At 72.4% G+C, this 21,965-nt stretch carries 26 protein-coding genes; 13 read left to right on the top strand and 13 right to left on the bottom strand.

What is annotated here, in order from left to right:
- Positions 1 to 570 (bottom strand): TetR/AcrR family transcriptional regulator, encoded by a 570-nt coding sequence (locus IC607_RS03010; protein ID WP_191785492.1) that lies wholly within the window; start codon positions 568 to 570, stop codon positions 1 to 3.
- A gap of 32 nt (positions 571 to 602) precedes the next feature.
- Positions 603 to 1,274 carry a VOC family protein gene (locus tag IC607_RS03005; RefSeq protein WP_191785491.1) on the bottom strand — a complete coding sequence of 224 codons (672 nt, stop codon included), beginning with the start codon at positions 1,272 to 1,274 and terminating at the stop codon, positions 603 to 605.
- A gap of 125 nt (positions 1,275 to 1,399) precedes the next feature.
- On the opposite strand from IC607_RS03005, the gene IC607_RS03000 reads away from it, so the two are divergent.
- The 6 genes from IC607_RS03000 to IC607_RS02975 all read left to right on the top strand — a co-directional run bounded on the left by IC607_RS03000 (position 1,400) and on the right by IC607_RS02975 (position 7,653).
- Positions 1,400 to 1,993, top strand: coding sequence for a sugar O-acetyltransferase (locus IC607_RS03000; protein WP_191785490.1), 594 nt, complete (start codon positions 1,400 to 1,402; stop codon positions 1,991 to 1,993).
- 4 nt (positions 1,994 to 1,997) lie between these two features.
- Positions 1,998 to 2,582: a TetR/AcrR family transcriptional regulator gene (locus IC607_RS02995; protein ID WP_370525974.1), complete on the top strand. Its 585-nt coding sequence runs from the start codon at positions 1,998 to 2,000 to the stop codon at positions 2,580 to 2,582.
- 46 nt (positions 2,583 to 2,628) lie between these two features.
- Positions 2,629 to 3,615 (top strand): aminoglycoside phosphotransferase family protein, encoded by a 987-nt coding sequence (locus IC607_RS02990; protein WP_191785489.1) that lies wholly within the window; start codon positions 2,629 to 2,631, stop codon positions 3,613 to 3,615.
- A 30-nt stretch (positions 3,616 to 3,645) separates the two neighbouring features.
- Positions 3,646 to 5,907 (top strand): glycoside hydrolase family 3 N-terminal domain-containing protein, encoded by a 2,262-nt coding sequence (locus IC607_RS02985; RefSeq protein WP_191785488.1) that lies wholly within the window; start codon positions 3,646 to 3,648, stop codon positions 5,905 to 5,907.
- Positions 5,904 to 7,262: an MATE family efflux transporter gene (locus IC607_RS02980; RefSeq protein WP_191785487.1), complete on the top strand. Its 1,359-nt coding sequence runs from the start codon at positions 5,904 to 5,906 to the stop codon at positions 7,260 to 7,262. The genes IC607_RS02985 and IC607_RS02980 overlap by 4 nt, the downstream gene beginning before the upstream one ends.
- A 109-nt stretch (positions 7,263 to 7,371) precedes the next feature.
- Complete coding sequence (locus IC607_RS02975) at positions 7,372 to 7,653, top strand: hypothetical protein (RefSeq protein ID WP_191785486.1); 282 nt, start codon at positions 7,372 to 7,374, stop codon at positions 7,651 to 7,653.
- An 85-nt stretch (positions 7,654 to 7,738) separates the two neighbouring features.
- Here the strand turns inward: IC607_RS02975 and IC607_RS02970 are convergent, their stop codons facing one another.
- Positions 7,739 to 9,388 (bottom strand): cellulase family glycosylhydrolase, encoded by a 1,650-nt coding sequence (locus IC607_RS02970; RefSeq protein ID WP_191785485.1) that lies wholly within the window; start codon positions 9,386 to 9,388, stop codon positions 7,739 to 7,741.
- Positions 9,389 to 9,650: 262 nt separating this feature from the next.
- Here IC607_RS02970 and IC607_RS02965 point away from each other — a divergent pair, with 262 nt between their 5' ends.
- A complete protein-coding gene (locus IC607_RS02965) occupies positions 9,651 to 10,370 on the top strand; it encodes an ASCH domain-containing protein (RefSeq protein WP_370525973.1) in 720 nt (239 codons plus the stop codon).
- A gap of 8 nt (positions 10,371 to 10,378) precedes the next feature.
- On the opposite strand, the gene IC607_RS02960 is transcribed toward IC607_RS02965, so the two are convergent.
- Positions 10,379 to 10,954 carry a dihydrofolate reductase family protein gene (locus IC607_RS02960; protein WP_191785483.1) on the bottom strand — a complete coding sequence of 192 codons (576 nt, stop codon included), beginning with the start codon at positions 10,952 to 10,954 and terminating at the stop codon, positions 10,379 to 10,381.
- 138 nt (positions 10,955 to 11,092) lie between these two features.
- Here IC607_RS02960 and IC607_RS02955 point away from each other — a divergent pair, with 138 nt between their 5' ends.
- On the top strand, positions 11,093 to 11,503 hold the full coding sequence (locus IC607_RS02955; RefSeq protein WP_191785482.1) for a TIGR03618 family F420-dependent PPOX class oxidoreductase: 411 nt from the start codon (positions 11,093 to 11,095) through the stop codon (positions 11,501 to 11,503).
- A 7-nt stretch (positions 11,504 to 11,510) separates the two neighbouring features.
- On the opposite strand, the gene IC607_RS02950 is transcribed toward IC607_RS02955, so the two are convergent.
- Both IC607_RS02950 and IC607_RS02945 read right to left on the bottom strand, forming a co-directional pair.
- Complete coding sequence (locus tag IC607_RS02950) at positions 11,511 to 12,008, bottom strand: AAA family ATPase (protein ID WP_191785481.1); 498 nt, start codon at positions 12,006 to 12,008, stop codon at positions 11,511 to 11,513.
- Positions 12,001 to 12,780, bottom strand: coding sequence for a 2-phosphosulfolactate phosphatase (locus IC607_RS02945; protein ID WP_191785480.1), 780 nt, complete (start codon positions 12,778 to 12,780; stop codon positions 12,001 to 12,003). Before IC607_RS02945 ends, IC607_RS02950 begins: the two co-directional genes overlap by 8 nt.
- A 93-nt stretch (positions 12,781 to 12,873) precedes the next feature.
- Here IC607_RS02945 and IC607_RS17710 point away from each other — a divergent pair, with 93 nt between their 5' ends.
- Positions 12,874 to 13,797 (top strand): cold shock domain-containing protein, encoded by a 924-nt coding sequence (locus IC607_RS17710; protein WP_191785479.1) that lies wholly within the window; start codon positions 12,874 to 12,876, stop codon positions 13,795 to 13,797.
- Between the two features lie 17 nt (positions 13,798 to 13,814).
- On the opposite strand, the gene IC607_RS02935 is transcribed toward IC607_RS17710, so the two are convergent.
- On the bottom strand, positions 13,815 to 14,840 hold the full coding sequence (locus tag IC607_RS02935) for a right-handed parallel beta-helix repeat-containing protein (protein ID WP_191785478.1): 1,026 nt from the start codon (positions 14,838 to 14,840) through the stop codon (positions 13,815 to 13,817).
- A gap of 99 nt (positions 14,841 to 14,939) precedes the next feature.
- Between IC607_RS02935 and IC607_RS02930 the strand changes: the two genes are divergently transcribed.
- The gene (locus IC607_RS02930) at positions 14,940 to 15,371 is read left to right on the top strand and encodes an HIT family protein (RefSeq protein WP_191785477.1); all 432 of its coding nucleotides are present in this window, start codon (positions 14,940 to 14,942) and stop codon (positions 15,369 to 15,371) included.
- A gap of 6 nt (positions 15,372 to 15,377) precedes the next feature.
- Here IC607_RS02930 and IC607_RS02925 read toward each other — a convergent pair whose 3' ends face one another.
- Entirely contained in the window at positions 15,378 to 15,875 is a 498-nt protein-coding gene (locus IC607_RS02925) for a hypothetical protein (RefSeq protein WP_191785476.1), read from the bottom strand.
- Between the two features lie 91 nt (positions 15,876 to 15,966).
- On the opposite strand from IC607_RS02925, the gene IC607_RS02920 reads away from it, so the two are divergent.
- On the top strand, positions 15,967 to 16,626 hold the full coding sequence (locus IC607_RS02920; RefSeq protein ID WP_225224459.1) for a DUF2510 domain-containing protein: 660 nt from the start codon (positions 15,967 to 15,969) through the stop codon (positions 16,624 to 16,626).
- A gap of 31 nt (positions 16,627 to 16,657) precedes the next feature.
- On the opposite strand, the gene IC607_RS02915 is transcribed toward IC607_RS02920, so the two are convergent.
- The 3 genes from IC607_RS02915 to IC607_RS02905 all read right to left on the bottom strand — a co-directional run bounded on the left by IC607_RS02915 (position 16,658) and on the right by IC607_RS02905 (position 18,872).
- Positions 16,658 to 17,431 carry an aldo/keto reductase gene (locus IC607_RS02915; RefSeq protein WP_191785474.1) on the bottom strand — a complete coding sequence of 258 codons (774 nt, stop codon included), beginning with the start codon at positions 17,429 to 17,431 and terminating at the stop codon, positions 16,658 to 16,660.
- Positions 17,432 to 17,508: 77 nt separating this feature from the next.
- Positions 17,509 to 18,300: an SRPBCC domain-containing protein gene (locus IC607_RS02910; RefSeq protein WP_191785473.1), complete on the bottom strand. Its 792-nt coding sequence runs from the start codon at positions 18,298 to 18,300 to the stop codon at positions 17,509 to 17,511.
- Positions 18,297 to 18,872 (bottom strand): helix-turn-helix domain-containing protein, encoded by a 576-nt coding sequence (locus IC607_RS02905; protein ID WP_191785472.1) that lies wholly within the window; start codon positions 18,870 to 18,872, stop codon positions 18,297 to 18,299. Before IC607_RS02905 ends, IC607_RS02910 begins: the two co-directional genes overlap by 4 nt.
- 91 nt (positions 18,873 to 18,963) lie before the next feature.
- Here IC607_RS02905 and IC607_RS02900 point away from each other — a divergent pair, with 91 nt between their 5' ends.
- Positions 18,964 to 19,575, top strand: coding sequence for a maleylpyruvate isomerase N-terminal domain-containing protein (locus IC607_RS02900; RefSeq protein ID WP_191785471.1), 612 nt, complete (start codon positions 18,964 to 18,966; stop codon positions 19,573 to 19,575).
- A 20-nt stretch (positions 19,576 to 19,595) separates the two neighbouring features.
- On the opposite strand, the gene IC607_RS02895 is transcribed toward IC607_RS02900, so the two are convergent.
- Together IC607_RS02895 and IC607_RS02890 are read right to left on the bottom strand one after the other, a co-directional pair.
- A complete protein-coding gene (locus IC607_RS02895; RefSeq protein ID WP_191785470.1) occupies positions 19,596 to 20,162 on the bottom strand; it encodes a dihydrofolate reductase family protein in 567 nt (188 codons plus the stop codon).
- A 108-nt stretch (positions 20,163 to 20,270) separates the two neighbouring features.
- Positions 20,271 to 21,122: an NAD(P)H-binding protein gene (locus tag IC607_RS02890; RefSeq protein ID WP_191785469.1), complete on the bottom strand. Its 852-nt coding sequence runs from the start codon at positions 21,120 to 21,122 to the stop codon at positions 20,271 to 20,273.
- An 81-nt stretch (positions 21,123 to 21,203) separates the two neighbouring features.
- Here IC607_RS02890 and IC607_RS02885 point away from each other — a divergent pair, with 81 nt between their 5' ends.
- On the top strand, positions 21,204 to 21,956 hold the full coding sequence (locus IC607_RS02885; protein WP_191785468.1) for a TetR/AcrR family transcriptional regulator: 753 nt from the start codon (positions 21,204 to 21,206) through the stop codon (positions 21,954 to 21,956).
- Positions 21,957 to 21,965 lie beyond the last annotated feature (9 nt).

The raw sequence follows: 21,965 nt of genomic DNA, 5'->3' as shown, positions 1-21,965 counted from the left end.
TCAGTCTGGCGTCTCGAGGTGGAGCCGCACCGCGGGCGTGGTCCGGGCGACGACCGCCTCGAAGTCCATCGTCGACAGGATCGGCACGCGCGCGAGGTGCCGCGCGACCGCGACTCCGACCAGGTGGGCCATCGCCGTCACGAACCCGGCGCGGCGACCCTCGAGGGCCACGGCGACGCGCTCGTCCGCCATCGCCCCGCCGACGATCTCGCGCAGTCGGGCCGCAGCCGTCTCGTCGGCCATCGCCGAGCGGGTGAGCACCTGCATCTGGAGCGCGGTGGAGGGGTCCTCCCACAGGCCCAGGTAGCGCCGCGTCAGCTGCTCGGCCTGCTCGTCGCGCGGGCCCGCGAAGACGCCGGCGAGGATCGTCGCCGGCGGCGCGGGGAACGCGATGGCCTGGGCGAACAGGCCGTCCTTGTTGCCGAAGTAGTGCGCGAGCAGCGCGACGTCGACTCCCGCCTCGGCGGCGATCGCGCGCATCGTCGTCCCACCGAACCCGCGCGCCGCGAACTGGCCACGCGCGGCGGCCAGGATGCGGTCGCGGTTGCCTTCGTCGGGCGCTGCGGTCATGCCTCGCATGCTAGACGCGGCGCCACGCCCGCTCAGTCGGTGGTGTCGATCCAGGCGGCGATGTCGATGCCGTGGTTGTCCGGTGACGCGAGCGTCCACCAGTCCGGGGCGTGCGAGTCGTCGACGAGCCGGCCGCCGGCGGCGAGCGCCGCGTCGACCCGCGACCGGGCTTGATCCGCCGGGACGAAGACGTCGAGGTGCGTGCGTCCACGGCCGGGGACGTCACCGGCGATGGGGTTGAACGCGAGCAGCGGACCGCGGCGCAGCGGGTCGACGGCATCGCCCTCGCCGAGCTCGTCGTAGCCGAGCGCGGCGGTGAAGAACGGGCGCACGTCGATGCCGGAGTGCCGCGCGACGTAGAGGTTGATCGCCTGCACCCGGGCGGGGTCGGCCGGCAGCCCGAGCTCGGCGGCCGCCCTGGACACCTCGGCGGCGAAAGCGGGTGCCGCGGCCGGGATGCCCTCGAGGTCGCGGAACGGCACGCGGACGACGACGGCCTCGGGGCGCAGGTCGACGTCGGGCAGGACGCCCGAGCGCTCGGCCGCGGCGACGACCGGCGCGACGAGACGGGACGCGTCCGCGAGCGAGGTGGCCGTGAAGACGGCCTGCGGCCCGGTCGACGTCACGCGCCAGTCCGCGACGCCCGGCGCGCGGTGGAAGGTGGCCGGTGAGATCACGGCGGGGCTGTCGGTCGGCTCGTCCATGAGGCCTCCTGGTGGTCGGCGCGCGGCCCGCGCTCGATGCGTCGTCCACGCTACTCGCGGCCCCCGACTGGAAGCCGACCAGGGCGTTGTGGTCGACCGTACGCATCATGTGTACGATCGACCACATGAGCGCGCCTGACTATTTCGCCGGTGACCCCCGGACCAACCGCGAGCGCATGCTGGCGGGCGACCTGTACATCGCCGACGACCCGGACAACGAGCGCATCGCGCGCGAGGCGATGCGGCTGGTTGCCGAGTACCACCGGGCCGAGTCGGCGGGGGAGCCCGACGCCCGCGAGCACCTGGTCGCGCTGCTCGGGACGCTCGGCGAGGGCGCGTACATCAAGCCGCCGCTCGCGGTCGACTACGGCGAGAACATCCACGTCGGCGCGCGCACGTTCGTCAACTCGAACCTGACCGCGCTCGACGTCGCGACCATCACGATCGGCGAGGACTGCCAGATCGGCCCCAACGTGCAGCTCCTGACGCCCACGCACCCGGTGGCCCCGCAGCCGCGCCGCGACAAGCTCGAGGCCGCCAGGCCCATCACGCTCGGCGACAACGTCTGGCTGGGCGGCGGCGTGATCGTGTGCCCCGGCGTGAGCATCGGCGACAACACCGTCGTCGGCGCGGGCGCGGTGGTCACCAAGGACCTGCCCGCGAACGTCGTCGCGGTCGGCAACCCGGCCCGCGTGGTCCGCGAGATCACCGAAGACTGACGTGGTGGCCGAGCCTGATCCCGAGCCTGTGCGGCGCCGCCGGTACGACCCCGAGCGCCGCGACCGGATCATCGACGCGTGCCTGCAGGTGATCGGCGAGGTCGGGGTCGCGGGCGCCTCCACGCGGCGCATCGCGGCGGCCGCGGACGTGCCGCTCGGCTCGATCACATACCACTTCGCCGACGTCGACGAGCTCCTGCGCGTGGCGTTCGAGCGGTTCGCCCGCCGGGTCAGCGACCGCTTCGAGGAGTACATGGCGCGGGCGACGACGGTCGAGCAGGCCCGCCAGGCGGTCGTCGACATGATCACGGCCGACCCGCTCGTGGACCCCCGCGAGCTGGTCCTGACCCACGAGCTCTACACGCTGGCCGCCCGGGACCCCGCCTACCGGGAGCTGACGCACGCGTGGATGGCGCGCTCGCGGCATGCGTTCGAGCGGCACTTCGACCCGACCACCGCGCGTGTCCTGGACGCGCTCGTCGAGGGCCTGACGATCCACGCCGCGCTCGACACCGAACCACGCGACCCACGTGACCTGGCCCGCGCGGTCGAGGTGGTCACGAGCACCACCTGGCCGACGAGAGACTGAGACCACCCGGCACCGCCGCCGGACCGAGACGAGGAGCCCACCGCACGTGGAGAGCATCACCAAGAACCGGCAGTCCCGCGCCACGCTGCAGGCGATGGTCGCGCGTGCCTACGGCGCCGACCAGGTCCCGACCGAGCCCGAGGGGCCGTGGGTGCAGGAGCTGGGGCACGGCTGGTTCAACGTCGCGTACCGGATCACGTTGCGGGACGGGCGGGACGTGGTGCTGAAGATCGCTCCGCCGGCAGACGTCGAGGTGATGACCTACGAGCGCGGCGCGATGCGCATCGAGCTCGCGTCGCTGGCCCTGATCGAGGCACAGACCGGTGTCCCCGTCCCGCGCGTTGACCACGCCGACACCAGCCACGACCTGATCGACGCGGACTGGTTCTTCATGCCGTACGTCGACGGCGAGAACTTCGGCATCGTCAAGGACGCGCTGGACCCGGGGCAGGCCGACGCGTACAACGAGCAGCTCGGCGCCGCGAACCGCGAGCTCAACGCGATCGTCGGGGAGCGCTTCGGGCCGCTCGCCGGCCCGGGGGACTCGTCGTGGCGGGTGGTGTTCACCGGCATCGTGGAGGACGTGCTGCGCGACGGCGAGGCGCGCGGCGTCGACATCGGGCACGCGTACGACGACGTCCGCGCGACCCTGGCCACGCACGCGTACGTGCTCGACGAGGTCACCGAGCCGCGGTTCGTCGAGTGGGACCTGTGGGACTCGAACGTGATGGTCCGTGACGGGCGCATCGCCTGCATCATCGACCACGAGCGTGCGCTGTACGGCGACCCGCTGATGGAGGCGGGGTTCACCGCGCTCGTCCTGCCGCAGTTCGGCGACTCGACCGCGTTCATGCGCGGGTACGGCTGGCCGGAGCTGACCGAGTCCCAGCTGCTCCGCCGCCGGCTCTACTGCCTGCACCTCATGCTCGTCATGGTGATCGAGACGGTGTACCGCGCGCACACCGACACCGCCCAGCACGACTGGGCCCGTCCGCAGCTGGACGACATCATGGACCTGCTGGCCCAGCGCTGACGCCGACGTCGAACCACCGGAGGAACTCAGATGTCCCAGGTTTACCGCGACCCTTCCCGTCCGATCGCCGAGCGGGTCGAGGACCTGCTGGCGCAGCTGACGCCGGAGGAGAAGGCGGGCCAGCTCACGCAGTACTTCTACTTCTGGGGTGCCGACGCCGCGCAGCTCGACCTCGAGAACCTGCCGCCCGAGGCCGCGCTGTTCGCGCAGCAGCCGGGCATGGTGGAGGAGGCGGTCCGCAACGCCGGTGCCACGTCCCTGCTGTTCGTGCAGCACCCCGACCTGGCCAACCGCTTGCAGCGGATCGCGGTCGAGGAGACGCGGCTGGGCATCCCGCTGATCTTCGGCTTCGACGTGATCCACGGCCTGCGCACGATCTTCCCCGTGCCGCTCGCGATGGCGGCGAGCTGGTCGCCCGATGCCGCCGAGGCAGCCCAGGCCGTCGCCGCGCGCGAGGCGCGGGCTGCCGGTCTGCACTGGGCGTTCGCGCCGATGGTCGACATCGCGCGCGACCCGCGCTGGGGCCGGATGATCGAGGGTGCCGGCGAGGATCCGGTGCTGGGCGCGGCGATGGCCGCGGCACAGGTGCGCGGCTTCCAGGGTGACCTGGGCGCGGAGAGCATCCTGGCCGGTCCCAAGCACTTCGCCGGCTACGGCGCAGCGCGCGGCGGCCGTGACTACGAGGACGCGGAGATCTCCGACTCCGAGCTGTGGAACGTCTACCTCCCGCCGTTCCGGGCCGCGATCGAGGCGGGCGCCGCCAACATCATGAGCGCGTACATGGACCTCAACGGCGTGCCCGCGTCCGGCAACCGCTGGCTGCTGGGCGACGTGCTGCGCGGTGAGCTCGGCTTCGACGGGTTCGTCGTCTCCGACGCCAACGCCGTGAAGTCGCTGGAGGTCCAGCACTTCGCCGCGGACGCGAAGGACGCGGGCGCGCGGGCGCTGGTCGCCGGGCTGGACATGGAGATGTGCATGTTCGAGCCCGCGTACGCGCACCTGCCGCAGGCGGTCGCCGACGGTCTGATCACGCAGGAGCAGGTCGACGAGTCCGTCCGCCGCGTGCTGACCGTCAAGTTCCAGCTCGGCCTGTTCGAGAACCCGTACGCCGACGAGGCGCACGCGGCGCAGGTCGCCGCCGCACCCGAGCACCGCGAGCTGGCCCGCACCACCGCCGAGCAGACGTTCGTCCTGCTGCGCAACGAGGGCGGCGCCCTCCCGCTCGCGGCCGACGCGCTGGGTTCCGTCGCGGTGATCGGACAGCTCGCGGACAGCAAGCGCGACACCCTGGGCCCGTGGGTCTTCGACCAGGACGTCCCGGAGACGGTGACGATCCTCGAGGGCCTGCGCGCCCGGCTGGGCGCGGAGACCGTCACGCACGAGCCCGGCGCGGGCATCGTCGAGCGCGTGTTTCCGTCGATGTTCGACGACCGCGATGCGGACGTGCAGCACACGCCCGACGACTACGACGACGACGCGGCGATCGACGCCGCTGTCGCCGCGGCCGTTGCGGCCGACGTCGCGATCGTCGTCGTCGGGCAGCGCCAGAACCAGATCGGGGAGAAGGCGAGCGCCTCGACCCTCGACCTGCCGGGCCGCCAGATCGAGCAGCTCGAGCGGATCGTCGCGACGGGCACGCCCGTCGTTCTCGTCGTCATGAGCGGGCGGCCGGTGGACCTGCGGTGGGCGGCCGAGAACGTGCCCGCCATCGTGCAGGTCTGGTATCCGGGCACGCGCGGCGGTGACGCGGTCGCGTCGATGCTGCTCGGTGACAGCTCGCCGGCCGGCCGCCTGCCCTTCACGTGGCCGCGCCATGTCGGGCACGTCCCGATGGTCTACTCGCACCTGCGCACGTTCGAGCCGGACGGCGCCGGCAAGCGGTACTGGGACGAGGTCAGCACGCCGCTCTTCCCGTTCGGCCACGGCCTGTCCTACGCCGCGTTCGAGTACGCGAACCTGGGCCTGAGCAGCTCGTCGATCGCTGTCGGAGAGAGCGTCGACGTGTCGGTGGACGTCACCAACACGTCGTCGCGCGACGCCGACGAGGTCGTCCAGCTGTACATCCACCAGCGCCACGGCACGTCGTCGCGCCCGCTGCGCGAGCTCAAGGGCTTCACGCGCGTGCACGTCGCCGCGGGCGAGACCCGGACGGTCACCCTCACGCTCGGGCCCGACGAGCTGCGGTACTGGAGCGCCGTGCCGCGTGCGTTCGTCCAGGACGCGACGACGATCGACGTCTTCGTCGGCGGCTCGTCGACCGCCGAGCTGACCACGGTGCTCGAGGTGGTGTGAGCGCGCAGGCCCCGCCGCGGGCCGACGAGCACGCGGCCACGCTCGGCACCCGCCCCGTCGGCCGGCTGCTGTGGCACGCGTGCTCGCAGACCACGCTGTCGGTCGGTGTCTACGGCATCTACGCGCTGACCAACGCGTGGTTCGTCGCGCGCGGCGTGGGCGCGACGGCCATGGCCGCCGTCAACATCGTCGCCCCTCTGCTGCTGGCGCTGGGGGCGGTCTCGACCGCGCTCGGCGTCGGCGGCGCGTCCGTCGTCTCTCGTGCGCTGGGGGCGGGGGACCGTTCCGGTGCGGCGCGCGCCGCGGGGAACGCGTTCACGGTGTTCTGGGCGGCGGCGCTCACGACGACGGTCGTCGGGCTGCTCGGCCTCGACCCGCTGCTGCGGGCGCTCGGGGCGCAGGGCGAGACCTTCGGCTACGCGCACGACTACGCGGTCGTCATCCTGGCCGGCGCGGTCGTGTCGACGGGCTTCTCCAGCCTGGTGCGCGCCGAGGGGCGGATGCGGTTCTCGACGATGCTGTGGGTCGTGCCCGTCGTCGTGCAGATCGTGCTCGACCCGCTGCTCATCTACGGGCTGGACCTGGGCGTGCGGGGCGCCGCGCTGGGGACGGTCGGCGGCCAGGCCGTGTCCGCGGCGATGAGCGTGTGGTTCTTCTTCGTGCAGCGTCGTCGGCCCTACCGGGTCTCGCCCGCCGACCTGCGCCCGCGCGCGCGGACCGTCGGCACGGTGCTGGGGATCGGGGCGCCGTCGTTCCTGGCCGGGTTCGGGGCGACGCTTCTGGCAGTGGTGGTCAACACGACCCTGGTCGCCGTCGGGGGCGCCACCGCGCTCGCCGCATTCGCCATCTGCGCGCGGATCCAGACGTTCGTCGCCATGCCGCAGCTCGGCATCAGCCAGGGCATGCAGCCGATCGTCGGCTACAACGCGGGGCGCCGGCTGGTAGACCGCGTCGTGCTGGCCCGCGTCCTGTCGCTGCGGGCGACGCTGGTCTACTCGGTGGCGGCGGCTGCGCTCGTCGCGGTTGCCGCTGGGCCGCTGGTCGGCTTCTTCGTCGACGAGCCCGCCGTGCGCTCGTCGGCGGCCGACGCGCTGCGGATCATGGCGGTCGGCTTCGCCGCCGCGGGCGTCACGCCGCTGGTCTCGGCGTACTTCCAGGCCGTCGGGCACCCGCGCCCGTCGTACGTGCTCTCGGTCGGGACGCTCGTCGTCGTCAAGGTCCCGCTGGTCCTGGTGCTGGGTCGCGCGTACGGGACGACGGGCATCTGGGTCGGCCTCGCCGCGGGCGAGCTGGTCAGCGCCGCGGCGTCGGCCCTGGTCCTCCGCCGCATCGCCTGGAGCGCAGCGGCCCGCTGACCGGCCTCGGCCGTCGTGTTCCGGTTTTCGCGCGAACAGCGGCAGGAACCCAGAACGCGACGCGTGCGGGGGGTGGTCGAGCGGGGCGCGCGGTGGTCGAATGCCGCGTATGACCTATGCCGTCGTGTCCGTGCACACGCCCAAGCCCGAGCACCGCGAGGCTGTCATCGACTCGATGCAGCGGTACGGCGCCGTCGCGCGCCAGCAGGCCGGGCTCGAGTTCGTCGGCGTGGTCGACGACGAGGACGGGCGGCTCGTCGGCGTCGCGCTGTGGGAGTCGGCCGAGGCCGCCGCGGCTGCACGGCCGGCGCTCATGGCCGAGGTCGGCGACGACCCGTTCGCCACCTGGGACGAGGTCCCGATCGACGGCCTGCGCGGCCCGGTGCGCTGAGGCCGACACCTGCGCGGGTCGCGGGTTGTCCGTCGAACCGTGCGCTGCAACCAGCGCACCGACGGGCAACCCGCGACCCGAGGAGTCACGGCGTCATGATCGCGTTGATGATGCCCTGCTGGGTGACGGTCGCCGAGCTGCGGTCGAACAGCCCGAAGCCGAACTGGCCGTTGTAGCCGTTGTCCCAGTAGGCCGTGGCCTCGCCGTACTTCTTGGCGGTGGCGACCAGGGTGCGGGCGTAGTCGGCCCGGTAGGTGTTGTTCGCCGAGTCGAAGGCCGTCTTGTCGATCGAGCCGTACTCACCGATGAACACGGGGTAGCCCTTGCTGCCGAAGGTGTCGGACATCTTCTTCAGCTGCGTGTCCATGTAGTCCTGCTGGCCCCAGGTGGACTTCTTCGCCGAGTTCGTCGCGTTCGGGCCCCACTGCGTGACGTTCCCGTCCTCCTGGCCCGTGAAGTCCCACGGGTCGTAGTAGTGGACGGAGATCATCAGGCGCTTGTCCGCGGCGGGGATGGCCGACGAGCGGTACGTGTCGGTCGGGATCACGAAGCCGTAGCTGCCCACCGTGTAGTCGATGTTCGTGTTCCAGCCCGGGACCATCAGCCACCGCGAGGCGTTGTTGCCGCCGGTCTGGCGGACCGTGTCGACGAACGTTTGGTTGTAGGCGTTGATGTTGTTGTAGCAGGGCTGCGTGGGCGTGCCGTACTGGCCGTCGAACTCCTCGTTCATGGATTCGAGGATCAGGTGCCCGTCGAAGCCCGCGAGCTTGGTGGCCACCTGCTGCCAGACCTTCGCGTACTTGGCCTTGATCGTGGTCTGGTCGGACGCGTCGCAGATCAGCCACGAGCCGGCGACGCCCTTGTAGCCGTCACCGTGCATGTTGACCACAACGTACAGGCCGCGGTCGGACGCGAGCTTGACGACCTCCTGGATACGGTTCAGCCACGCGGCGTCGACCGTGTAGCTGGGGGCCGCGCCGATCTTGCTGAGGTAGGAGACCGGGATGCGGACGGTCGAGAAGCCGGCGGCCTTGACCTTGTCGAAGAGCGCCCCGGTGATGACCGGGTTGCCCCACGCCGTCTCCGACGGCACGCCGTTGTTGCTGGCCTCGAGCTGGTTGCCGAGGTTCCAGCCCTTGCCCAGCGCGGTGACGAGCTGTGCGGCCGAGCCGGTGATGGGCGTGGTGGTAGCCGTCGGCGTGGGGGTCGGGGTGGGCGTGGCGGTCGCGGTGGGGGTGGGCGTCGGAGTCGCGGACTTCGTGGGTGTGGGGGTGGTGGTCGGCGTCGTCGTGCCGCTGGGTGTCACCGGGGCGCCCGTGCACGCGACGCCGTTGAGCGTGAACACGGTGGGGGCCGGGTTCGACGAGCCGTAGGTGCCGATGAAGCCGAACGACGTGGAGCCGTTCGTCGCCAGCGATCCGTTGTACGCGGCGTTGTGCACCTTCACGGCGGGACCGGTCTGGGTGACCGTGCCGCTCCACAGCTGTGTGACGGCCTGGCCGGCGCTGAACGAGAAGCCGAGGTCCCAGGCCGTGACGGCGCTGCCCAGGTTGGTGACGTTGACGTTGGTGGTGAAGCCGCCGGGCCACTGGCTGGTGACGGCGTAGTCGACCTTGCAGCCGGTGGCGGCGCTGGCCTGGTCGACAACGGCGATCGAGCCGACCGCGGTGACCGCGAGCGCCGCGGCGACCGTCATCATCTTGCGGGCCAGTACGGCGGGACGTGATGGGAGCACGAGGTGGTCCCTTCCTGACAGGGAGCACCCACAAGGCCATGGACGGCTCCGGCGATGGCCGAACGCCGCCCGGGGGTGGACGGCCGTTCGCTGCTGCTCGCGTGGGACGCGATCGCGACGGTGCGGTCGGGGACGCAAGCGCTTCGACTCCACCACGGTCGCGCTAGCCATGCACCCGTGTGAACCGATTAAGGCGCCGCCCTCACGGTGTCGTCGGCGGTCGCGGTCATCGATCGTCGGGCGCCGACTAGGCTCGCGGGCTGTGACGACGCACCCGATCGACCAGTCCGCTCAGGACGCGCTCGTCGACGCCGCGCGCTCCGCGGTCCGCGAGCACGGCGACGGGGACGTGCACACGGTCGCCGCCGCGGTGCTCGACGAGCACGGCCGCACGCACGTCGGCCTGAACCTCTATCACTTCACGGGCGGCCCGTGCGCGGAGCTGGTGGCGCTGGCGACGGCACGCGCCGCAGGCGCGCGGCGGCCGCGGTTGATCGTGGCGGTGGGCGACGACGGCCGTGGCGTCCTGGCGCCGTGCGGACGCGACCGTCAGGTGCTCGCGGACTACTTCCCCGACATCCGGGTGCTCGTCCCAGCCGACGACGGCGTCCGGGTGGTGCCCGTCGTCGACCTGCTCCCGCACAGCTACTCGACGCGTGCGCAGGCGGTCCAGCGGCTGCGGTTCCGCGGCTCGCACCTCGCCGCCGTCCGTGCGGGCACCAAGCGCGTCACCCTGCGGTTCGAGGACCCCGTCCACGTCGGACCGGCAAGGCTCGTGTTCGAGCTAGACGAGGAGGTCACGCTGGCCGGGCGCATCGTCTCGACCGTCGCGAAGCCCGTCAGCGAGCTGACCGACGACGACGCGCGAGCCGACGGCTTCGACCGTGCCGCGGATGTCCTGCCTGCCCTGCGCGACTACTACCCCGACCTCGCCGCGGACGACGAGATCGTGATCGTCCGCTTCGAGATCCCCGGGGACTGACTGCTCGATCAGGCCGGGCGCAGCACGCGGTACGTCAGCAGCACGACGCCGGAGCGGAACGTGCGGGTCCCCGCGAGCCGCAGCTCGGGTGCCGGGGCGTCGGGCGCGAAGAGTCGACGTCCGCTCCCGACGACGACGGGGTAGACGAACAGCCGGTACTCGTCGACCAGGCCGCGCGCGGCCAGCTCGTGCACGAGCCGGATGCTCCCGGTGGCGACGATGTCGAGGCCCGGACGGTCCTTCAGGGCGGCGATCCCGGCGGCGAGGTCGCCGGAGATCACGGTGGTGTTCTCCCAGCCGGGCTCGGTCAGCGTGCCCGAGACGACGTACTTGTCGACCCCGTCGAGGTAAGCCGAGATCCCCGTGGTGTCGTCGTCGCGGTGCGGCCAGTAGCCGCGGAAGTCCTCGAACGTGCGCCGGCCGACGAGCAGGGCGTCGGACCGGGCGTCCTGCGCCGCGATCTCCTCGCCGATGTCGTCGGTCGAGCCGTCCTGCTCGCCCGCGCCCTGCGGCATGAACCAGCCCGAGGACAGGTCGACCACGCCGTCCAGCGTGACGTTCTGGGTGACGACGAGTTCGCGCACGATGACTCCCCGGGATCGGAACCTTCAGCACACCATGCCCGCATGCCGGGCACAACGCCCGGGCGCTCGCGGCGTCCGACGCGCAGTGATATCGCTGGGGGTGCGGCAGTGCGCCGCACGACGGATAGGAGTCCCTTCATGCCGAACCTCCCGCTGCCCGACGACGTCGCGGCGCTGCTCGCCCGCCCGAACCCTGCCGTCATGGCGACGATTCACCCCGACGGCCACCCGGTCACGGTCGCGACCTGGTACCTGCTGGAGGACGACGGCCGCATCCTGCTCAACCTGGACGCGGGCCGCGCACGGCTGAAGCACCTGCGCAAGGATCCGCACGTCGCGCTGACGGCGCTCGCGGAGGGCAACTGGTACACGCACGTGAGCGTCCAGGGGCGTGTCGTCGAGATCCGCGACGACGTCGACCTGGTCGACATCGACCGGCTCTCGCGGCACTACGGCGGAGAGCCCTACGCGGTGCGCGACCGGCCTCGCGTGAGCGTGCTCGTCGAGCTCGACCGGTGGCACGGCTGGGGAGCGGCCAAGCAGGACTGACCTGCGGTCACGCGTCGATGCCGCACCGGGCCAGGATCTCGTCGACAACCTGCTCGATCGGCGCGGTGGCGTCGATGGCGATCCCGGCCGGGACGGTCTCCTTCGTCGCGTGCCACCGCGTGATCAGCTCACGGTCCGTCGCGACCCCGTCGCGCCACTCGTCGTCCGGCCGCGCGTCCAGGCGCTGGTGCAGCGTGGTCAGGTCGACCTCGAGGACGAAGACCGCGTCGAACACGTCCAGGAACTGGGGGAAGTTCCGGGAACCGCCGCAGAAGAACGTGACGTCCTGCCGTCGATCGGCGACGAGCGTGCGCACCTTTGCGACGTCCCAGATGTGGTCGTCGCGCCCGCTGGTCTCGAACGGCTCACCGGTCCGCGCGTCGCCCGGGTACGCGAGCTCGCGGTCGCCGTGGATCGCCTGGAGTCCGCGGCGCGCCAGCTCGTCGGCGACCGTCGTCTTCCCCGTGCCGGAGAGCCCGTCGACGAGGTAGTTGGCTTTACCCATGCGAGGCCTCGCCCGCGTCGACGAATGCGCCGTCGCGCAGGACGGGAACGGTCGCGGTCGAATCGAGCGCGGCTGCGATCGCGACGTCGTCCCCGAATCTCATGGCGGTGAGCTCGCGGCCTCCGACGCATCCGTGGATCAGGCGGTCCAGGGCGCCGAGCGACGCGCCGAAGAGCGTCGCGGCCGACTCCGCCTCAGGGCTGAAGCGGTGCCCGTGCCCAAGTGCCGCGAGGTGCGACAGGATCGCTCCCGCCCCGAGGTGGTCCTCGAGTGCGGGGCGCAACGTTCCGTCCTCGCTCCAGCGCTCGCCTGCCGCGATCACCCCGACACTCGCGCCTCGGTCCAGCGCGTGACCGATGTGCACGGCGACCGCCCGGGCATTGCGCAGGCACCCGACGACCACGCGCGAACGCTCCTCCGACAGCGCCGCCGCGATGGCCGATCCGTTCGGCGAGGGGAGGACGAGTCGTTCGACGGGGTCGCGGGTGAGGAAGGTGGCAGGTGACAGCGACGGCGCGACGACGCTTCCCCTCGTCGCCTCGAGCCGCCCGACGGCCAGCTTCGCGCCGTGCCGCAGCGCGAGCGCCTGAGCTCGCTCGCCCGCCCACGGACTGGGGTAGACACGAGTCCCACGCCCCACGGCCACGGTGACGGTCGTCGAGAAGCTGAGGACGTCGACGATGACGGAGACGTCGGCCCCGGCCGCCACGGCGCCGGTGAGCCCCCAGTCGAGGCGCACCGCGTGACTTCCTTGACCGAGCAGGTGGGGCACGGACCGAACCTATCGGCAGCTCGGACGAGCGGGCACGACGAGCGTGGTGAGGGACACTGGGGGAGCATCACCATCTGCGAGAAGGAGTTCACCGTGCCTCACGGAGCTGTCCGCTGGTTCGACGCCGAGCGGGGGTTCGGCTTCCTCGACCTCGGGGACGGGGGCGACGACCTGTTCGTGCACGCCTCCGAGATCGTCGGCGAGGACCGAGTGCTCCGCGAGGGGCAGGAGGTCGAGTTCGAGGTCGGCGAGGGGGACCGCGGCCCGCAGGCGCGCCGTGTCCGGGTCACGGGTGACCGCGCCGCCGACGCGCCGCTGGGCGTCCTCGGCACGGTCACCTGGTACGAGCCGACCAAGGGCTACGGCTTCATCACGCCCGACGAGGGTCGCGGCGAGATCTTCGTGCACAGCTCGGCCATCGTCGGCGGCGGTGTGATCTCCGAGGGCCAGCGCGTCGCGTTCCTCGTCGTCGATGGCGAGAAGGGTCCGCAGGCGGACCACCTGCTCCCGCTCGGCGCCCAGGCGGCGCAGCCGGCGCGCGGTGCGTCCGACGGCGCCGACGGCACGGTGTCGTTCTACGACGAGGCCAAGGGCTTCGGGTTCGTCGTGCCGGACGACGGCGGCGACGACCTGTTCGTGCACGTCAAGGCCCTGCCGCAAGGGTTGACCGAGCTCTCCGAGGGCGACCGCGTGACCTACGACGTCGCCGCCGGCGACCGGGGCCCGCTCGCACGCAACGTGCAGCTCGTCGGCGGCGCGGGTCGCAGGTCCCCGGGCCGGGGCGGCTCGGGACGCCCGTCGTCGGGTGCTCCGGCTCGCGGTGGCGTGGGGACCGTCGCGCGGTACGACGACGAGCGCGGCTTCGGCTTCATCACGCCCGACGACGGCGGCGACGACCTGTTCGTGCATGTGTCGGTGGTGCGGGGCGACGAAGTCCTGGAGGAGGGCGACCGGGTCCGGTTCAAGGTCCGCCAGAGCGACCGGGGACCGCAGGCGGACGGCGTCGAGCTGATCTGAACCCGGCCGGGCCGCCGTCAGGTGATCGTCGATCCGGAGCGCACGAGGTGCTTGCCGAGGAAGAAGATGCTCCGCGTCTCGCCCGTCCAGAAGCTCGCGCCGGTGTTCTTGGTGATCGTCGAGCGCGTGATCGTGAGCGTCCCGGTCCGGTCGTTGCTCACGTAGAACACGCCCGGACCGCCCGCGGAGGCGCGGTTGCGCTGGATCCTCGAGCGGTCGACGGTCACGTGCTGCTTGGTGCCGTCGAAGTACACGGCGCCACCGTTGCCGCCCTTGCCCGACGACGCGCCGTGGCCGGTCGCGACGTTGTCCGTGAGCGTGTCGCCCCGCAGCAGCATCGGCGCCTGCAGCGAGGACACGGCGCCGCCGTTGGCGCAACGGTTCCGTACGAACGTCGAGTCGAGCAGGCGGGCTGTCACCCGCTGGCCGACGAGGCGGACCGCGCCGCCGCCGGCGTCGGAGTCGGCCTTGACGCACCGGTTGTCGCGGAACGTGACGTGCTGGACGGTCAGCCGGCCGCCGCGCATCGCGATGGCGCCGCCGCCGCGCAGGTCGTCGAGCCGGTGGCCCTGGAACGTCGGCGCCTTGGTCGCGTTGCCGTTGCGCATCGTCAGGTTCTTCGCGACGACGTGCGGCGTCTTCTGGGTGTCGCAGTGCGCGTCGAGCCAGCCCAGCGACTCCGCGCACGTGTTGGCGTAGAGGATCGGTCGCTTGCCGGCGCCCGAGAGCGTGACCGTGCCGCCGCCGTCGAGGACCAGCTTCTTGACGACCTTCGCGCGGCTGTCGACCCACGGGTGCTTGCAGGTGGTCGTGTTGCAGACGACGAGCGTGCGGTCGAGCGCGATCGTGACGTGCTTCGGCCCGCACCGGAACTTCACCGTCCCGCCCTTGCGCACGGCCTTCGCCAGCGCCGCGGGCGTGCACGACCGCGCCGTCCCGTGGCCCACGTAGGTGACGCCGGACGTGGACGCGGCGGAGGCGCCCGACGACGGCACGACGACCATCAGCACGAACGCGGCAACCACGGCGACGATGCGGGACATGCCCGAACCGTAGGCCCTCGGGGGTCGAGTGGGGCAGGGGCGTCCCGCACGGCGGAAAACGGTATGCCCGTGACTCGTGCCGCTGCCACGCTGGCGGGCATGACGCACACCACCGACGAGTGCATCTTCTGCGACATCGTCGCGGGCGAGCACCGTGCCAGCATCGTCCACGAGGACGAGACCGCCGTGGCGTTCATGGACCGCTACCCGGTGGTGCGCGGCCATCTGCTCGTCGTCCCGCGAACGCACGCGGTGGGGTTCGAGGACCTCGACCGGGACGTCGGTGCGCACCTCTGGTCGGTGGGCCATGACCTGGCGCGCACCCTGCGGCGCTCGAGCGTGCGTTGCGAGGGTGTGAACTTCCTGGTCTGCGACGGCGCGGCGGCGTTCCAGACCATCTTCCACTTCCACCTGCACGTCATCCCGCGCTACGTCGACGACGGCTGGTCGCTGACGCTCCCGGAGCCGGGCGAGCGCGACAGGCCCCTCCTGGACGAGGACGCGAGCGCGATCCGAGCGGCCATCGGCTGAGCCGGACTACCTCACGACGGTGCGGAACGGGTCGGCGGTCGCGACGAGCTCCACCGGAATCCTGCTCGGACGGCACGTGCCCGACGACGACGATCCCGGTGCACCTCCCCGCGGTGACCGCGTCGGCCGTGTACTCGCCCGTCTCCCACTCGTCTCCCACTCGTGGCCCTCCCCGATGACGATCACGTCGACGTCGGGCCGGGCGAGGGCGCGCCGGTTGAGGGCGAACCCCTGGAAGCCGGGCTGCAGGGCGACGGCGGACACGGGGGAGCCGGGCTCGCCGACGTACCGCAGCGCGCGGGCCGTGCCGGTGCGGATGCCGTCCGGTCGGCGGTCGTGCCACGCGTCGTGCAGGTGCAGGACGACGAGCCCGTGCTCGGCGATGAACGCCGATTTCGCCGTGTACACCGGGTCGGCTTCCGCCTCGAGGACCGTCGTCGCGCGCGGCGGGACGCCGACGAGCTCCGCGATCCGCTGCGCCACCTGCCGCGATGTCACCTGCACCCGGCCACCGTACGTCGTCCGCCCGGCCACGATTCCCGCTACGCTCGCGCGCAGTCCAGCAGCCACGCACAGAGATGAGTCGCCCGTGTCGATGAACGAGGGGTGGGGTGGTGCCGGGACGGCTGCGCCTGCAGCGCCCGGTTGGTACCCGGACCCGTGGGGGCAGGCGCCCCAACGGTACTGGGAGGGGTCGAGCTGGACGCCGCAGACGGTCCCGGTGGGCGGCAAGGCCCAGCGACCGCGCCTGCCCGAGGGGACACCCGTCCAGGGGATCGGCATCTGGCTGCTGGCGGTGCTGCCGATCCTGGGTGCGTTCACGCCGTGGCTGTACCGCGTCGACACGTCGTCGATCGCCGACTACCTGCGGGCGGTGGGGCACGCCTCGGAGAGCGGGAGCTCGGCGTACGTCCCACCGCCCGACGTCAGCGGGTTCCTCGGCGCCGGCTACGGGATCGTCTCGCTCGTCGGGCTCGTGCTGACCGTCGGCCTCGTGGTCCTGGCCTACCAGGACTCCAAGTACCTGGCCCGTGTCGGCGTCGTCCGCCCGTTCCACTGGGCGTGGTCGATCCTCAGCCCCATCATCTACGTGATCGGTCGCAGCGTCGTCGTGCGCAAGGTCGGTGGCGCGGGCGCGTTCGCCCCGATGTGGACCGCGATCGTCGTGATGGCCATCGCGCAGGTGTCGGCCGTGATCTGGGCGGCGATGCTCGTCGGGTCGATCCTCGACCAGGTGGCCACCGCGCTCGGTTGAGCGCGGGCGCGGACGTCGGTCCAGGAACCCCTCACCCCAGCGCGTCGATCGTCGCCATCTGGTCCTCGGTGAGCGTGAAGCCGAACAGGTCGCCGTTCGTCTCGATGCGGTCGCGCGACGTGGACTTCGGGATGACGACCACGTCGTGCTGCACGTGCCAGCGCAGCACCACCTGCGCGGGTGTCACGCCGTGCGCGCGAGCGGCTTCGGCGAGGACGTCGGACGACAGGTCCGTCCGCTTGAGCGGGCTGTAACCCTCGACGACCACGCCCCGCTCGCGGTGCGCCGCGAGCAGGTCGGGGTCGTGGTCCTTCGGGCTGTACGGAATCTGGTTCACGGCCGGCGCCTCGCCGGTCGCCTCGATCAGCTCGTCGATCTGCGCGATCGAGTAGTTCGACACCCCGATCGAGCGGACCAGGCCCTCGTCGCGCGCCTCGCGGAACGCCTCCCACGTCTCGGGGGAGGCGACCTTGTTGGGCGGCCAGTGGATCAGCCACAGGTCGAGGTGGTCCGTGCCCAGCGCGGCCAATGACTCGGTCAGGGTCTGGCGTGCGCGGTGGGCGTGGTCCGGCGGGAGCTTGGTGGTGACGAAGACCTCGTCGCGGTCGATCCCGACCGTTGCGAGCGCCCGTCCCACCTCCGCCTCGTTGCCGTAGCCGGTCGCGGTGTCGATGTGCCGGTAGCCGAGCTGCAGGGCGGTGCTCACCGCGCGTTCGGCCTGTCCGCCCTCGGACTGCCAGGTGCCGAGGCCGAGGACGGGGATCGATCCGCCGGGGAGGGTCAGGGTGGGCGATGCAAGGTTCATCGGGTCAGTCTCACCTCGCGTCGCTCGCAGCGCCCGTCGGGGGCTCCGAGGGCCGGGCCCTCGTCGTCCGAGTCCGATCACGCGGGGACGGGCAGCCCTTCGACCCACGCCTGCCAGCTGTCCCGTTCGCGTTGCACGTAGTGCGCAGCGTCGGCGGCGAACAGGTATGCCCGGACGATCGCGAAGGAGGCGTCGTCCTCCTGGGCCCAGGCGACGACGCTGAGCAGCCCCGGTACGGGCGCGGTCAGCCGGACGAGAGCGTGCCGCTGCCCGATCCGCTCGACCGTGCCGGTGGCGCCGTTGACCTCGACGGTCTCTCCCTCGCTCACGAGCCCGAGCTCGTCGCGCAGCGTGGACCAGAGCGCCGCGCCGGTACAGGCGTGCGGGGCGCCGACCTCCAGCAGCGTGGCCTCCTGCCCGGCGAAGTCCCGCAGGTAGACGCGCAGGTTGTCGAAGGACGGCAACCAACCGGGTGCGAGCGTGTCCCACCACTCCTGCTCCCAGTCGGCGCCCGTGCCGAACCCGCTGCTGGTGACGCGCACGACGCAGGTCCCCCCAGACCGCGCCTCGACCAAGAACTCCGAGGTCAGCGGGCTGAGCGCGTCGGGCTCCTTGCCCATCAGGGCAGCCCAGTCCTCCTGGTACTCCAGGCGACGCGGCGGATCCCACCCCGTGACCTGGCCGTCCGAGCCCATCTCGGGGCCCATCGCGAAGTGCAGGGAGCCGCCCTCGCGCTCCTCGAGCGTGGTCGGCAGGAACCATGCGCTCATGCCCTTCGCGGTCGCGATCGCCTCCCACACCTGCTCGGGCGTGCCGGGCACCTCGACGGCGAACTCCAGGCGGTACGGGACGTCGGTGGTCGTGGTCATGGCTGCTCCTCGGGGACGGGGTGGGCGGCGACGACGAGCCGGTACGGCTGCCCGTCGTCGTGGTGGTAGCGCGCGGCCAGGTCGAGCACGGCGGCGGTGAGGTCGTCGGCGAACGCGGCGCGGTCGGCGGCCGAGCAGAACCCGATCTGCGTGTCGATGGTGAGGGTCGGCAGACGACGACCGCCCACGCCCCGTCGTGCGAGCGCTCCGACCTCCCGCACCACGCGGCCGGCGAGCGCGACGAGGTAGCCGGCGGAGAGCCGGTCGGCACTCGCTCCCGGGTCCGCGGCCGACACGCTGACCGCGGCCGGGGACACGACGTACGACGACGCCCTCGCCTGCAGGACGCGCTCGGTGAGCCCGCCGTGACGGCGCTCCTCGGCGAGCTCCACCAGGCCGTGCGCCTCGAGCGCCTTGAGGTGGTAGTTCACCTTCTGGCGCGTGATGCCGACCCGCGCCGCGAGCCCGGCGGCGGAGGCCGGTGCGGCCAGCTCCGCGAGCAGCCGGGCCCGGACGGGGTCCAGCGCCACGGCCGCGGCCGCGGCGTCCTCGATGACCTCGATGTCCTGCATGGGGCCCAGCCTCGTCTTGACAAACAATCTTGTCAAGGGCCCGACTCTTCGGTCGTGGTCGACCCCGCCGCCGCGCGTCTACCGTCTGTCCATGACGGTGTGGGACGACGAGAAGGCGGCGTACGCGGCAGCGGCGGAGTGGTTCGTCGCGACGGTTCCTGGCGCTGCGGGGCGTTGGAGCGAGCACGGTCTCGGCGAGTGGGACGTGCGGGCGCTCGTCGGGCACACGACGCGCTCGTTCCTGACCGTCGAGGAGTACCTGGCGCGCCCGGCCGCATCGGTCGAGGTCGCGACGCCCGTCGACTACTACCTCGCGACGAGGGCGCTCGCGGCCGGTCCCGGTGTCGCGGAGCGCGGCCGGGTGGCGGGGGAGGCTCTGGGTGCGGACCCGGTCGCCGCGGTGGCCGTCCTGGCCGACCGTGTCCTGCCTCTCGTCGCTGCCTGCGACGGGTCCGAGCTCGTCACGACGATCGTCGGCGGCATCCGCCTCGTCGACTACCTCCCGACCCGCACCTTCGAGCTCGTCGTGCACACGCTCGACCTGCGCGCCGCGCTGGGCGCGGACGGCGAGCCGCCGCTCGCCGCGTCGCGTGCGGCGCTTCGGCTGGCCGCGGACGTCGCCGCAGCACGGGGCCGCTCCGGCGCGCCGCTGCTCGCGCTGACGGGCCGGCGGCCGCTGCCGGAGGGATTCAGCGTGCTCTGACCAGCCAGGCGCCGTGGCGGTCAGGTCGCGTTCCGGACGGCGTGACGCACGTAGACCACGCCGCCGGCGAACCGCCGATGGTCCAGCAGCTCGAGGTCGAGCCGGACGCCCCGCGGCAGTGCCGGCTTGCCGCCGCCCACGATCGCCGGGCCCAGCAGCAGCACGCACTCGTCGACCAGGCCGTGCCGGAACGCCTCAGCGCCCAGCGTCGCACCGCCGATGCTCAGGTCCGCGCCGGACTCGTCCTTGAGGCGTCGCACCGCCTCGGGGTCGAAGGTCCGCTCGATCCTGGTCCGCGCCGTCGTGACCTTGTCGAGCGTCGACGAGTAGACGACCTTGTCCGCGTCGCGCCAGATCTGCGCGTACTCGCGCACCACCTCGGGTTCGTCGGCCAGCCAGTCGTCGTCCGCCCAGACGCGCATCGTCTCGTACATGCGCCTGCCGTAGAGCGAGGTGCCGATGCCGCGCTCGTGCTCGTTCCAGAACGCGTGCACCTCCTCGTCGGGCGCCGACCAGTCGAACGCGCCGCTCTCGTCCTCGACGTAGCCGTCGAGCGACGTGTTCGCGGCGTAGATCAGCTTGCCCATGGGTGCCTCCGGGTCGACGGGGGCTTCAGGCTCGCAGCCGTCCGGAGCTGCCCGCAAGGGATCGAGCGGGTCTGCGCCTTGGCGCGACGAACAGACCCGCTCGGCGGATCAGCGATCTGCTGCGAGCGCGTCCAGCGCGGACCGCGGCGCCCGGCCCAGGAGGGTGCCGAGCAGCGGGTCGGTGCCGGCGAAGAACCCGTCGCGGGCGCCCTGGTACATGCCGAGCACGAACCGCGCCATGTACTCGGGCTGACCGGCGGCGACCTGGGCGGCGACCCACTCCTCCTCGTCGACGACCGTCGAGGTGATGGTCCGCCCGACGAGCGTCGACGCGATGGCCGCGATCTCGGCGAACGTCGGGGCCGTCTCCGCCGTGAGCGTGATCGGGCCGTCGAACGCGCCGTCCGAGGCGAGGACGACGGCCGCCGCCTCGGCCGCGTCCTCGCGAGCGGTCCAGGACACCGGGCCGTCCGCCGGGACGGTGATGGCTCCGGTCTCGCGCCACGGCCCGGCGAGCCACGTCAGGCTGTGCGCGTAGAACCCGTTGCGCAGGGAGGTCCAGGCCAGCCCGGAGGCGGCGAGCAGCTGCTCGGTCGCGGCATGGTCCCGAGCCGGTGCGAACGGGTTGGTCGGTGCCGCCGCCTGGTGGCTCGTGTAGAGGATGCGGCCCACGCCGGCGGTGACGGCCGCGTCGATCGCCGCCTCGTGCAGCGCGACGGCGTCGGCGCGAGGGTCGCTCGACGACACGAGCAGCAGCTGGTCCGCGCCGTCGAAGGCGGCCGGGAGGGTCGCGGGTGCGGCGTAGTCGCCGTGCCGGACGGCGATCCCGCGCTCGGCGAAGCGCTGAGCCTTGGTGACGTCCCGCGCGACGACGGTGATGTCGCTGGCGGGCACGCGGTCGAGCAGGTGATCGACGGTGGCTCCGTTGAGGGCGCCGGTCGCGCCGGTGACGATGATCATGACGTACTCCGAATCGTTGGAAACGCGATCACCGTATCACTGATATTAGCGCTGATACCAGCCTTGTGTGACCATGGCTGCATGCCGAGCGCGAGCGGGTCCGTGGCCATCGAGCGATCCCCTGGACGGGGCGACGTGCGCGCGCGGATCATCGACGCGGCCGCCGAGATGCTTCGTGCGGGTGGATCCGCCGCCGTCACGACGCGTGGGGTCGCCGATGCCGCCGGTGTGCAGGCGCCCACGTTGTACCGCCTGTTCGGCGACAAGGACGGGCTCCTCGACGCCGTCGCCGAGCACGTCATGCGCACCCAGGTCGCGGCCAAGGCGCAGGTCGTCGACGCCGCTCGCGCCGCGGACGTCGACCCGCTGGACGACCTCCGGTCCGGCTGGCAGGCGCAGCTGGAGTTCGGCCTCTCCAACCCGGCCGTCTTCCGGATGCTCAGCGATCCCGAGCGGGTCGCGACCTCGCCGGCCGCACGGTTGGGCAGAGAAGTGCTCGAGGCGCGGATCCACCGCGTCGCCGAGATCGGACGCCTGCGCGTCACGGAGGCGCGGGCCGTGGATCTCGTCCAGGCGGCCGGCGTGGGGGTGCTCACCGCGCTGCTCGCCACTCCGGCGGAGCGTCGCGACCCGGAGCTCGGTGCGGCGATGTACGAGGCGGTGCTCGCGCAGATCCTGACCCCCGCGCACACCGCTGGCGCGCCCGAGGGTGACGATGCGCTGCGGGGTGCCGCGGTCGCCGTGCGGGCCGTCGCCCCGCGTCTCGAGATGCTCTCACCGGGCGAGCGTGGCCTGCTCGTCGAGTGGCTCGACCGCGCGATCGACCAGCTCTGAGGTCGGCCC

Origin of the sequence: Cellulomonas sp. JH27-2 (assembly GCF_014837175.1) — a bacterium.
In the GTDB taxonomy this organism is placed as follows: Bacteria; Actinomycetota; Actinomycetes; order Actinomycetales; family Cellulomonadaceae; genus Cellulomonas.
This window is presented reverse-complemented; position numbering and strand designations above follow the sequence as displayed.